Below are 13,512 nucleotides of genomic sequence, written 5' to 3' on the forward strand. Positions count from 1 at the left end.
TAGAGACCTTTTAGAAAAAAATTAGAATTTCATTAGAGAAAAGTTTAAACGTGTGGTAGTTCAACTAAAAAAGTGGATCCTTCATTTATTTTTGATGAAACTGAAATAGTCCCTTTGTGCAGTAAAATGATTTTTTTTGTCAATGAGAGGCCAATTCCGTTACCATCAGCATAAACACTATTTGTCCCTCTGTAGAACGGTGTAAAAATATGTTTCAGATCTTCGGGCAGAATACCAATTCCATTGTCAGAAAAATGTAAAGCAATTCTATTTTCAATAAATGATATTGAAACCCGGCTCTGATGGTTTTCTGAAAATTTACAGCCATTCTCAAATAAATTAGCAAAGGCTACTTTTAAAAGGTATTCGTTGCCATTTACTAAAATTTGATTGTCGTTTTCAAAATCGTTTTCAAAATGAATTGCCACATTATAATCGGGGTTTGATTTTTGTATCTGCTGTCTTGCATCTAACAATACCTCATCTATGCGGACTGATTTAAAAGCTATTTCTGAAAGATCATAACTTGCTTTGGCAAAATCAAGTAAACTGTTAGATAGTTTAGCTAGTTTTTTAGCATCATCAAGGGCATATTGAATAGCTCTTTTATATTCTTCAACGCTGCGGTCTTTATTGGTTGACAATTCTAATTCTGCAATTATCGCAGAAAGCGGCGTTCTTAATTCATGCGAAATATTTGAAACAAAATGCTTTTGAGCATCAAATGAATTTTCTAAACGGTTCAGCATTTCATTAATAGTATTAGCCATCTCCGAAAGTTCGTCTTTGCTTTCGTTAGTACTTATTCTTAAATCAAGATTAGTAGCCGAAATTTTTTTTGCTTTATTGGTCATTTCAACAATGGGTTCAAATGCTTTTTTTGAAAAAAAACGACCGGCAATATATATAAAGAGAATAGATATTATAAAAACTATAATAATATTTTGAAGCAGGTTCTGCAGTTTTTTATATCCATATTCATCATAAGCTGCTGCGGTGATAACATAATTTTTTTCCTGGAATTTATATTTTAGACCAACTACCTGCCAGTCTTTCTGATAAAATTGTAATTCCTTCTGCTGAATAATTTTATCAAGCATGGGTTTAGTTTCTTTAACCACATCTATATTTACCGCATCATGGTAAAGCAGGTTAAATGATGTATTATAAATAGCAACTTCAACCTCATTCAAAGTAGCTCTGTTATTTTTATAGATGTTTTGTAATGTTTTGGAATTAACTTTTGCATTAAGAAACAAATTAGCTTTAGTGACTGCTTCTTTTTTTAAGGAAGCATAAAATTCTTTTTCTCTGTTTTCTTTTGCCGAAAGATAAATTACCGAAGCAAATGCCAATAAAATAGAGGCTGTAATAAAAGTGAATAATAGAGTAAGCTGATTTCTAATTTTCATCTGTTTTTAAAATAAATCCCATTCCGGATTTGGTATGAATAAGTTTTTTGTCAAAATTCTTATCAATTTTTTTTCGCAGATAATTGATATATACATCGATGAAATTTGTTCCGGTGTCAAAGTTTGTATCCCAGACTTTTTCTGCAATTTCTGTACGGGACAAAACACGCTCCGTATTTTGAAGCATATATTCTAAAAGTTTAAACTCTTTTGGTGTAAGACTTATGTCTAAATTATTTCTTTTTACATCTTTAGTCTGAAGGTTCATTTCAAGATCAGAATATTTTAGAATAAAACCAATGTTATAAATTGTATTACTGCTTCGTTTCAACAATGCTTTTATGCGAACCAAAAGTTCTCTCATTTCAAAAGGTTTAGTCAGGTAATCATCTGCACCGGCATCAAATCCTTCTACTTTATCATCAGTTGTACCAAGAGCGGTCAGCATAATGATAGGCAGTTCTGGCTTAGTTCTGCGAATTTCTTTGCAGAGATCTAAACCATCAAGTTTAGGTAAAATTATATCTGTTATTACCAGATCATAGTCATTATTAAATGCCAGCTTCTTTCCCGAAAGACCATCATAAGCCAGTGTGACTATAAATCCCTGCTCTTCAAGCCCTCTTTGTATCAGTTCGGCTACCCTTTGGTCGTCTTCTATTACTAAAATTTTCATCTGTGTAAAGTTACATTTTTATTTTTGTATCATACAATCTTGTTAATTTTCTGCACCACTGATACGGGTTTTATAGTCTATGTATCTCATTCTGTTTAGTACTTCTTAATTCAAAAAAATAAAACTTTTAAATGCTGCATATCACTATCTAATTTTTTTCTATTTTAGCAAAAAAAATAAATATGAACAGAAAGAGCTGTCTTCCTCCACCTAGATTTTAATAATTAACTACGCATTAGCGGTGTTTAGCTGCCGAATTATTATCGGCATTTTCACTTATGTCTATTGCTCAATTTATTATTAATTTTTATCATGTATTTAGGTACAGACAATTCTTATGAAAAAATCATATTTGGTATTACACATTGCTGTAATCCTCGCAGGCTTTACGGGTATATTCGGTAAGCTTATATCTCTTAATGAGGGGCTGTTAGTCTGGTACAGAGTATTCTTTTCCTCTATTGTATTATTTGTAATTTTAAAGCTGTTCCGAGTATCAATAACTCTTAAACTTAAAGAGAAATTTGCTATAGCAAAAATTGGAATGTTTATAACTATTCATTGGGTATTTTTCTATGCTAGTATAAAATACTCCAACATATCTATTGGGGTGGTTTGCTATTGCATGACCAGCTTTTTTACTGCAGTTCTCGCTCCGCTAATCAACCGAAATGACTTTAATTTATCGGAGTTATTTTTAAGTCTGATTACACTAATAGGTATTGCCCTAATTTTCCATTTTGATTCATCTTATCAATTAGGGATAATCCTCGGCGTTATTTCATCAGCGTTCGCAGCACTTTATACAATATATAATGAGAAACTGGTTAGAAGCTATGACAGTAGAATTATCAATTACTATCAAATGATCGGCGGAACTGCAGGTCTTGGAATTCTACTGCCGTTTTATCTTCACTTTTTTCCTGTAAATAACATTTTTCCAAACCTAAGTGATACCTTTTATCTTCTTTTATTAGCTTCCTTTTGTACAGTTGGTCTTTATGTATTGTTTGCAGAATCTTTAAAACGCATTTCATCTTTTACAGTAAATTTAAGTTTTAATCTTGAACCAGTTTATGCAATTATATTAGCATTCTTGCTTTTTAATGAAAACAGGGAATTGAATATATCGTTTTACATTGGTTTATTTTTTGTAATGATTTCTGTATTGCTGCAAACTATAATTTCGCTGAGGAAATAAAACTAAAATAACCTCTTACTACTATTTGTAAGAGGTTATAATTGTAATATATAAGTGCTAACCCGATCGCATAGATTTCTAATCTGTGTCCGCAAAGTATATCTTATCAGATTTTAAAAAAGAAAATCCAGTTTTTAACTATAATTACTTTACATCCGTTTTTATTAATATAGGGACGGACACGGAAAGAATTTCCGTGCTGTCGTTGCGCACATATCCGAGCGATTGGGTTTGGCAATTGTACCATTATGGCTGCATTGTCGCAAAAATTTCATTTAACAAATTAACAACAACCGATATTCACCTTCATTTTCTATTGGTGCTCTATGAATACAAGGCAGTACTTGTTGTTTTGGATGATCTACAGCCAGCCGCCAAAGATGCCCTAACCCTAAATTAATAGGTTCAGCATCCTGATGTACCTGATAATGCAAATCAAAATAATTTTCCTTCAAAAAGTTTTCGAATTCTTCCTCTGGTCCATCATACAGTCCTTTTAGCTTTGCCCGGATTTCTGGAATTAGGATTTTTTGCGCTGCCTGCGAATTAGCAATAATATCACTTGCCGCACCGTGATAGGTACATAAAAAAGTATCTGTTGCAATGGGCGAACGATCAACATGAAACGAATACACATCTGTCGAGATGAAATCAAATTCATCATCACGTTCATAACACTTCAGTAAATTAAGAGAGGGCGAAGCTCCAAAATCAGTTAATAATTGTAAATCATTTAAGATTATTTCCCTTGCTATACTTCCCTTTTCTGAGAGTTGGAGTGCGATTAGATCTTCGGGGAAAACTTCTGTTATATTTTCTTTTAAAGATAACTTGGCTGCAATCTCATTAAAATCGCCATCTAAATTTCTGTGCCAGCATAGTGCATTCATTTCTCCTTTGAAATTTGTTTGCACAAGATCAGAGAAATTTGATACGATTCCAATTTGGCCACCGTCAGAAAATATATTATTCATAATATGATATTAAGAGATTAGTTGCTTCTCTAATAAAAAATATAAAATGATCCAGCCATAGTTTCTGCCGGATCATAAATAAAAAAACTGTGTATTCAAAAATTATTTGACCTCTTTCTCCATTACAACCATTCCTTTAAATTCGTCTTTTATAAAAGGAAACGTCAAATCCATTTCGGCTGTTACTGTAAAATTTTGCTTTTCATAAAACTTTAAAGCATCTGAACACTTCATTGCTTTGAGCCAGATCGTCTTTTTATTTTCATTAGCGGCAAGTTGTAAAACCATTTTAAGAGTAGCTTTTCCTAAACCTTTCCCGGCAGCTTCTTTTAGAAAATATAACCGCTCGATTTCTAAAGCATCAGTATCATTTTTTCCGTCTGCTGATTTATTATTATTAATTTTTAATATGCCTATAGCTAATTCCTGATCGTAAATAAGATAGAACTGACTATGAGGCACATTCATCTCTGAGGTTATTTTTTCTTTTGTAAAGTTGCTGTTTATATAATTTTCACCATTGTCGGTCCATAAATAGAGATAATGTTCTTTATAGGACTGCTTATATACCTCCAAAATCTGCGGAATATCATCTTCTGAACAAATTTTGTACCTAGGTTCTTTTATCATTTGCTAAATATTTTCAATCTTGATTTTCAATAGAAACGCAAATGTAAGCATATAATAAATAAACTACAGCCGTATTAATTACGATTAGCACTACTCGCCTGCCTGATTGCTTTTGGATCTGTTAAATTAAAACGATACACAAAACTAAGTCTGTAGCGGGCTGCATTTGGTATACTGTTTTCGGTAATATAATAATCTGTACCAGTTGTTGTACTTTTATTTTGGCGTAAGTCAAAAGCATTTGTGACATCAAATACAATGGTAGCTTTGTCTTTTAATAAAATTTTGCTTAAACCAAAATCAAGCGATTGCAATGCATCATTTCTTGTTTGCGCATTTTGCTGTGCACCCCGAAAATTATAACGCCCCTGAAAACTGAATTTTGATGGGAGCTTAACCTGAGTGCTTAAACGTCCTGTAAAAGTTTTTCCGCTATAATCAAGGTTTTCGTCCTGATAACTTCCTTTTTGCGTAAAATGATAAAAATTCATTTCTAAATTTACCTGAAGCCATTTTAACGGATTATATAACGTCGAAAGTTCTATACCTCTTCGTATTTCATGCTGAATATTGATAGGCGTTGTAAAAAATATATCATTTTCACGATAAGTAAAATCCTGAATGTAACCACTCTCCCATTGATAATAAACGGAAGGATTGAGCGTAAGCTTTTTCCATGCTTTAAGGAAAGCCAGTTCAAACACATCAGAATAGGAAGGGTTTAGATCTGGATTACCAATATATTGCGCATTCAAATCGGTCAGTTCGTTAAAAGGATACAAAGCATATAAAGGCGGACGATTAATTCGCTTACTGTAATTTAACTGCAAAGTAGAACCTTCAAACTTATAGCTTAAATTAACGGTGGGAAATAATTTGTTGTATTTTTTATCATCGTTATAAGTGTTTTTAATATCTGTAATCGCAATTTTAGTGAATTCTGTACGAAGGCCCAGCATATAATTAAATCTCTTAAATTTGTTGCTGTATTGCGCATAAGCACTTGAAATGGTTTCTGTATAATTTAGATCATTGTCAATATTTTGATAAATCGTCCAAATATTTTCCTGTTGCTGCTCAGCCAAAAACTGACTGGAAACTTTACGAATCTCTGCCTTAACCCCCATTTCAAATACAGAAACAGTATCAATTGGCAGAATAAAATCACTCTGAACAAGCAAATCTTTACTGCTTCCTATTGAGTTGGTCCTAATACCGGGATAGGCCAGCGCTTCTGGATAAATACGCTGTGTTGAAAGATTCCACTTTTTATCACTGTTCCACCAATCATACTGAACATCGATTGTCCATTTTTTTGATGGCTTTTTAAAAGTCTGGGTATAATTAAACTCAAATTGGTTGTAATCTCTTTTTTCCAGTGATTTTCCTTCTCTTGTTAAAAGACTATCTCGTGTATGGTTTGCATTGCTGTAATCATATAATAAACGGGTTTTATCATCATCTTTCGTGGCATTTTTTAAAAAAGCTGCGGTAATGGTACGATGTTCATCAATATAATAATCAGCACCCAGATAAATCAATTTTCCATCGTCGTGGCGATCCTCATTTTGCACATGGTTAAGATAATTTGGAGTGCCGTTATTCATAGTCGACTGGTTCGTGGTATATAACCCAACATAATCAGAGGAACGGATGCCAAAATTGGAAAAAATATTGATTTTATCTGATTTAAAATTGATGCTTGGATTAAGGCGGCTGTCATTTGGTGATCCGGCAACTAATCGAACCTGACCACTGAAACCGCTTTTTTTGTTTTTCTTTAATATAATATTAATAATTCCTGCCGAACCGGAAGCATCATATCGGGACGAAGGATTAGTTATTACCTCGATACGCTCAATCTGGTCAGCGGCAATTTGATCGAGTGAATTGCTTTGTGTTAAACCAGATTGGCGCCCGTTGATTAATACCAAAACGCTGCTGTTTCCGCGAAGACTTATTCCCCCCGTTGGGCTAACTGTTACAGAAGGAACTCCGTTTAAAACATCGTGAGCAGAGCCATTCTGCGAAAGCACATCTTTGCCCACTTCAAAAACTTTTTTATCCAGCTTTAAACTAACGCTGGTTTTTTGCCCAGTCACCACTTCAACAGCATTTAATTGTACAGCATCGGTATGTAAAAAAATAATTCCTAATTCTGTTTTTGGTTTTCCCGAAATGATTTCCAATGTCTGGATATAATTTTGATAACCTATATAACTAAAAGAAATTGTCAATTTACCGCTTGGCAGTTCTTCGAGATTAAACATACCCTGGTCGTCTGTTACACCAACTGCTGCTGTTTTTGAGGTGTTATCTTGTATGGATACTGTCACATACGGAATTGCTTCTTTAGTTGTATTGTCCAGAACTTTGCCAGATACAGCAGCTTTTTGTGCAAAGCTAAACATTGAAATAAATAAAATTAAAATACTGGTTATTAAGGTTTTCATGTTTATTGGTTTTGATGATACAAGATTACTTTATAAAATAAAATCTTACCTTTTAAAACATGCAAACGGCTCTAAGAGCTTTTGAAATGCATTTCGGTATTCGATATTTATTTTATCTTTATCTTATGTATCGACCTCCCTTTTTTATAGTTTTATTACTGCTATTGTTTTCATCCTGTAAACAATACACCGAGTATGTGAAATCGGATGTAACATATTATGTTGATGATGAAAATCGTCCTCATGATTATTTGGGCAAATCTGATAACTCCATTTTTAAAGTTCCAATAGAAATCGAAATCCTTAAACGTGAAAATAAACTGACCCCGTTAGGTTTACAGGTAACTGCTTTTGGTTCTTTTGATGTTTATTGGGATGGTGTTTTTGTGGGAAGCAACGGTAAAATGGCAAAATCAGGCCAGCCTGAAATTCCGGGAACTGAAATGACTTATTACCAAATACCCGAAAAATTGGCTAATACAGGCAAACACATTGTCACAGTAATTGGAACACAAACTAAAATTCGGGATGCAAATCGCAGCATCGGCTTAAAATTGGAAAGCTTTTTAAGACTTCATCGTGCGCCGCTTGTGGTCATGTCTTTTATGAATTTGATGGCAGGGGCTTTTCTTATTGCCTTTATTTATTATTTCTTTCTCTACATAAACAGTACTCGTAAAGAAGCAACCGTTTTACTTTTTGGGATAATCTGTCTGCTCTTTTTCTGTCTGCTTATTATAGAATACATGAAATTTTATATCGATATTCCGTATACCAGCTTTTATACCCGATTACAGATTGTCGGTTTGCTCACATTCGTAATTTCAATACTGGTTCCCTGGTATTTTATGCTGCAGTTTGGCTTTAAAAGAAAGCGGTTGTTTTTATTTCTTTTGATTGTAAGTCTTCTAACTATTTATATTGTATACTACGGTCATTACGATATGACAGCCATTTATTTTAGTTATGCAATGTGTGCTGTCTCCTTAATTATTGCGATCGATGCGGCATTCCGCAAAATTAAAGGCGGCTTAATCGTAGTGATTGGTTTACTGGCTAGTGTAATTGTAAACAGATATATATATTATGATTTTGGGTTATTTATAGCATTTACGATTATCGTCCTGTCTATGCTTTATCTGCATACTATTAGGGCAAAAGCTCTCGAAGAAGCCCATAATGCCTCGTTATTGCTTTCATCGAGATTACAGTTAGAACTGGTTAAGAAAAATATTCAGCCGCACTTTCTGCGTAATACACTGACTTCATTGATAGACTGGATAGAAGAATCTCCGCAGCAGGGTGTTGTATTTATTCGTGCGCTGGCAGATGAATTTGATATTATGAATTCTATTGCCGAGGACACGCTAATTCCTATTCAGCAGGAAATTGAATTATGCCGGAAACATATAGAAGTAATGTCTTTTCGAAAAGAAGTATGTTATAACTGGGAAGAAAAAAATATTGATGTCAATGAAGAAATTCCGCCTGCGGTAATTCATACCATTATAGAGAACGGAATCACACACAGTTTACCTCCAAAACAAGGCTGTATTACTTTCTGCTTAAGCTTTATCCGGGAAAAACAATACAAACAATATACATTGTTAACCGTGGCAAAAAACCGAAACAGAAAGAAAGAAAACAGCAGCGGAACAGGTTTTAAATACATCAAAGCCAGATTAAATGAAAGTTATGGCAGCAATTGGGAATTTGATTCGTTTGCTGTTGAAGAAGGATGGTGTACAACAATTAAAATTTTTGATAAAAAATGAAAATTCTAATTATTGAAGACGAAGCCCGAATTGCCAAACGAATCGAAAGAATGACCCGTGATTTTTTTGATAAAGAGGTACAGATTTTACTTAGTGATTCTGTTGAAAACGGGCTAAATACTATCGAAAAACAATCAATCGATTTACTGCTTCTCGATTTGAATTTGAATGGCGAGGACGGATTTGAAGTGCTGCAGACCGTTGTCGCAAAATCTTTTCAAACCATTATTATTTCTGCTTATACGGATAAAGCGATTATGGCATTTAATTATGGTGTCTTGGATTTTGTTCCTAAGCCATTTGATGCCAACAGACTGGCTCAGGCTTTTACACGTTTTACAACACCAGAAAAAACAAATGGTCTGGATATTCAGTTTTTAGCCATAAAAAAAGCAAAAACTATTAAACTCATCACTGTTAAAGAGATAAGGTACATAAAAGGCGCAGGAATTTATACCGAATTACATTTAGCAAATGGTCGTGTAGAACTGCATGATAAGTCTATGGAATCATTAGAAAAACTCCTCCCGGCAGAATTCGAGCGAATTCATAAATCCTATATTCTTTGCTGGCAGGAAGCAGATAAACTGATTGTAGAAGCCGGCGGAAAATATAATATGTTACTAAAAAATGGTGAGTTATTACCTGTAGGTCGTTTAAAATACAAAGAAATCAGGCATAAATTGATTTAGTTTTTGATGTAGTCATTTACTGATACAGAAGCAATTGAGCTGAACACAATACTAGTTTTTATCAAGACTTTTTGTCTCGTTAATTTGATCAAAAGATAGACAATAACCGTTTAATAAATCCTGGATGAGATGCTTTTAATTGCTCCTTAATAGCAATTATTTTATTTATAATCAGCTCTATTTTTTCATAACTATCATTTCCTTTTATTATATAATCAAAAGCACCAAGCCTTAAAGCGTTAACTACTGTTTTAGTATTTTCCTGCCTGGAGATCATAATTACATATATATTAGAATTATACTGCTTAATTTTTTTAAGTACTTCAAATCCATTAATATCCTCCATGTGATGATACAGAAAAATGATATCTGGATTTTGATGCAAATTATTAATACAATCTGTACCATTTGCATAGTGGGTAATGTCATTATAATTCATGTTTAAGAGATATTGATTGTACACATTAGCACAAAAAATATCCTCTTCTACTATGAAAAATTTAATTTGGGGCAGATTCTCCATGTTATCTTATTTATCTCTGATAACAGGTAGCCCATAATCAAGCCAAAAACATAATGCATTACAAATAAGATACTTACAAAATAATAAATAGATTTAATTTTCCGAAAAGTGGAAAATTTTCCATTTTTTGGAAATTAATCTAAAGTTTCTTTTTGCAATTCGTCTACAACTGTAAGCAGGGTTTGTTTTATTTGAAAAAATAAATGGGTGATTTTTTCTTTAACTGGCTGTTCCTCTTTTGTAATTATTTCCAGAATATTAATTTCATCTTTAATACTCACTATTCCCATGCTTTCAATACTAGGCTTGATCTTATGAATAAGCTGATTCATCAATAAAAAATTATCTGAAGACAATGCAGCTTCTGCCTTAGGAAGTATTTCTTCTATTTGATCAATAAAAATTACAATCATTTTTAAAACAAATTCTGAATTGCCCCTGCTAATTTTGTCCAAAATTTTTAAATCGTAAAGTTTTTCATTGCTCTCAAAAACAGGTTTATCTATAGTATTAAATTGTTTATTGGTAAATCTTGATATGGTTTCTATTAAATCAAACTCTTCAAACGGTTTGGTTATATAATCATCCATACCAGCATTTTTACATTTTTTAGCTTCGCTTTTAAAAGCACTGGCAGTAAGGGCAATTATTGGTGTTTGCAGTTTGAGTTCTTCCCGAATTTTTATTGTAGCTTCTATACCGCCCATTTCAGGCATCTGGATATCCATTAAAATAATATCAAATTTCCTGTTTTTCAAAATTTCAATCGCTTCTAAACCGTTAGTGGCTTCAGTTACCTCACAATTAAAATAATGCAGGGAATTAATAGCAACCATTCTATTGATAATATTATCTTCTACTAATAAAATATTAGTTCCTGAAATATCGACATTAATCTCTTCTTGAACTTTTTTAATATTATTGATATCTCCCTTTTCAAAGTTTAATATAAAACTAATTGTAGTACCCTGGGCTTTCTCACTCTGAACCTTAATTTCCCCTTTCATCAATTGAATCAATTCCCGCGTAATAGCCATTCCCAAACCTGTACCCCCAAATTTTCTTGTTATTGCCTTATCCTCCTGAGAAAATTTATTAAAGATGATATCTGCAAAACTTTGCTCCATTCCAATTCCAGTGTCTATTACAGAAATTTGAAGTCTCTGAAAAGCTTTGCTATCTTTCACGATTTCACATTTCAAATATATTTTTCCTTTATTGGTAAACTTCAAAGAATTGCCTACCAGATTAAATAAAACTTGTTCCAGTCTTAAAAAATCTCCTTTTAAAACAGTATTAATTTCTGGTGAAATCTGCGAAATAAGCTTTAATCCTTTTTTCTTGGCAAGGGGCTCAAGAACTGCAACTACATTATTAATTACATCTTTAAAAATAAAATCTTCTATTTCAAGAGACATCTCTCCTGCTTCAATTTTAGATATGTCTAATATATTGTTAATGATTGACAGTAAATGTTTTGAAGCTACAGTACTGTTCTCAACATATTTTTTTTGCAAATCTGTAAGCGGCTGTCTTTCCAGTTCGCGCAAGAAACCAATTATACCATTAAGAGGTGTACGTATTTCATGGCTCATATTTGCTAAAAAGATCTCTTTAGCTTTAGAGGCTTCCTCTGCTTTAATTTTCTCTTTTTCCAGTTCCTCCTCCATCAGTTTTTGCTCCGTAATATCAAGATGAATTCCTATTGAACCAACCAGATTCCCTTTGTCATCATAATTGGGAGCTCCTCCAATAGCCCACCATCTTAACTCTCCTCTTTTGTTTTTAACGGGCATTTGATACACATCAGAAATTCCCCGTTCATGCAGTTTTTTCTTGGCTTTCATCTTCTCGATATTCTTTCCAAGTACAAACGTCTTGGAAGGATTCAAGCCAATGAGCTCATCAATTTCAAATCCTGAAATACTTGCAAAACTTTGATTTGCATATTGAATTATTCCATTATTATCAACTTCGATAAGTCCTAAATTCATGTTGGCAATAATATTGCGGTATTTTTCTTCCTGAAATTTCAGTTTTGTTTCGACTTTTTTTCTCTCTGAGATATCCTGGATAAAGGAGCAAAAAAATACTTCTCCATTTTGCTCTATGGGTATAATCGAAATTTCTACAGGAAATTCCTGCCCTTTATTATTTATCGCCGGCTGCTCTATTTGTTTGTTTAAAACAGATCCTTTACTCTTACCTGTCTCTGCATAATATTTAAGTCCTTCCTGGTGTCCTTTTTTATGTCGGTCAGGAATTATAGTTTCATTTAAGTTTTTACCTAAAACCTCTTCCTTTTTCCAGCCAAAAATAATTTCAGCCTGATTATTCCAAAAAGTTATTTTTCCCGTAATATCAATGGCGATAATAGCATTTAATGAAGAATTCATTATAATACGATTACGCTCTTCACTTTGTTTCAGCAGATTTTTACTTTTAATTCTTTGTGTTACATCTGTAGATTTCCAAAGATGTCCAATACATTGATTTTCAATAAAAATTGGTATATAATCTCTTTCAAAAAAACGATTATCTACCGTTTCAAGTACTTCGCCAATTACAATTTCTTTATTTAATAAAATTTCATTTATCCTTTTTTTATAAGCTGTACTGTCTTTAAACAATACTTTTGCTTCATTTAAATAATCAATTGTCTTTTTTCCTATCATTTCTTCGGGAGAAGCATTGATACTGCGTATATCGCATAAATATTGATTAACAAATAAAATAGTATCGTTATTGTCTACAACTAAAATTCCTGATTGTAAATTCTCTAATAAAGTCTTTAAGAACTGGACGGTTTCAAATAGTTTTTTTTCAGTTTCTTTTCTTTTCGCTATTTGTTCACTTAAATATTTTGAAATAAAAAGAAGATCATTTTTTTCCTCTTCATTTATCGATCCATAACCCTGATCTAAATCGGTAAGGCTTTCGTAAAGATTTAAAATAGATTGTTGTTTTAATTCATATTCTTTTTTTAAATTCTCATGAACCTCATTGTATTCTTTTTCACTTTCCTGAAATGAATGATCCATTAAATCCTTGTCCCTTTCAAAAGATAAATAAGAGTCATTAACCGTTTTTATAAAAGATTGAAAAGACGGGTCATCCTGAAGACCCAGAGGTACATTTTTATTAATTTGCCTTTGTAAAAGTTTATGAATTTCCAT

Annotated in this window: 10 protein-coding genes; 3 read left to right on the forward strand and 7 right to left on the reverse strand. The window is 32.6% G+C overall.

Annotated elements, in window-relative coordinates; genetic code table 11:
- Positions 1 to 44: 44 nt before the first annotated feature.
- Together LUU93_RS03975 and LUU93_RS03980 are read right to left on the reverse strand one after the other, a co-directional pair.
- On the reverse strand, positions 45 to 1,412 hold the full coding sequence (locus LUU93_RS03975) for a sensor histidine kinase (protein WP_232678539.1): 1,368 nt from the start codon (positions 1,410 to 1,412) through the stop codon (positions 45 to 47).
- Entirely contained in the window at positions 1,402 to 2,088 is a 687-nt protein-coding gene (locus LUU93_RS03980) for a response regulator transcription factor (RefSeq protein WP_232678541.1), read from the reverse strand. Before LUU93_RS03980 ends, LUU93_RS03975 begins: the two co-directional genes overlap by 11 nt.
- A gap of 337 nt (positions 2,089 to 2,425) precedes the next feature.
- Between LUU93_RS03980 and LUU93_RS03985 the strand changes: the two genes are divergently transcribed.
- Positions 2,426 to 3,289 carry a DMT family transporter gene (locus LUU93_RS03985; RefSeq protein ID WP_232678543.1) on the forward strand — a complete coding sequence of 288 codons (864 nt, stop codon included), beginning with the start codon at positions 2,426 to 2,428 and terminating at the stop codon, positions 3,287 to 3,289.
- 275 nt (positions 3,290 to 3,564) lie between these two features.
- On the opposite strand, the gene LUU93_RS03990 is transcribed toward LUU93_RS03985, so the two are convergent.
- From LUU93_RS03990 to LUU93_RS04000, 3 genes are all read right to left on the reverse strand, one after another.
- Positions 3,565 to 4,263 carry a DUF1826 domain-containing protein gene (locus LUU93_RS03990; RefSeq protein WP_232678545.1) on the reverse strand — a complete coding sequence of 233 codons (699 nt, stop codon included), beginning with the start codon at positions 4,261 to 4,263 and terminating at the stop codon, positions 3,565 to 3,567.
- A 102-nt stretch (positions 4,264 to 4,365) separates the two neighbouring features.
- Positions 4,366 to 4,893, reverse strand: coding sequence for a GNAT family N-acetyltransferase (locus tag LUU93_RS03995; protein ID WP_232678547.1), 528 nt, complete (start codon positions 4,891 to 4,893; stop codon positions 4,366 to 4,368).
- Positions 4,894 to 4,967: 74 nt separating this feature from the next.
- Positions 4,968 to 7,346, reverse strand: coding sequence for a TonB-dependent receptor (locus tag LUU93_RS04000; RefSeq protein ID WP_232678549.1), 2,379 nt, complete (start codon positions 7,344 to 7,346; stop codon positions 4,968 to 4,970).
- A 197-nt stretch (positions 7,347 to 7,543) separates the two neighbouring features.
- Between LUU93_RS04000 and LUU93_RS04005 the strand changes: the two genes are divergently transcribed.
- Both LUU93_RS04005 and LUU93_RS04010 read left to right on the forward strand, forming a co-directional pair.
- Positions 7,544 to 9,121: a histidine kinase gene (locus LUU93_RS04005; RefSeq protein ID WP_232678551.1), complete on the forward strand. Its 1,578-nt coding sequence runs from the start codon at positions 7,544 to 7,546 to the stop codon at positions 9,119 to 9,121.
- On the forward strand, positions 9,118 to 9,813 hold the full coding sequence (locus LUU93_RS04010) for a LytR/AlgR family response regulator transcription factor (RefSeq protein ID WP_232678553.1): 696 nt from the start codon (positions 9,118 to 9,120) through the stop codon (positions 9,811 to 9,813). Before LUU93_RS04005 ends, LUU93_RS04010 begins: the two co-directional genes overlap by 4 nt.
- A gap of 88 nt (positions 9,814 to 9,901) precedes the next feature.
- On the opposite strand, the gene LUU93_RS04015 is transcribed toward LUU93_RS04010, so the two are convergent.
- Together LUU93_RS04015 and LUU93_RS04020 are read right to left on the reverse strand one after the other, a co-directional pair.
- Positions 9,902 to 10,336 (reverse strand): response regulator, encoded by a 435-nt coding sequence (locus tag LUU93_RS04015; protein ID WP_232678555.1) that lies wholly within the window; start codon positions 10,334 to 10,336, stop codon positions 9,902 to 9,904.
- 134 nt (positions 10,337 to 10,470) lie between these two features.
- Positions 10,471 to 13,512, reverse strand: a complete 3,042-nt coding sequence (locus tag LUU93_RS04020) for a PAS domain S-box protein (protein WP_232678557.1) — start codon at positions 13,510 to 13,512, stop codon at positions 10,471 to 10,473.

The organism is Flavobacterium soyae (assembly GCF_021245985.1).
Lineage (GTDB): Bacteria > Bacteroidota > Bacteroidia > Flavobacteriales > Flavobacteriaceae > Flavobacterium > Flavobacterium soyae.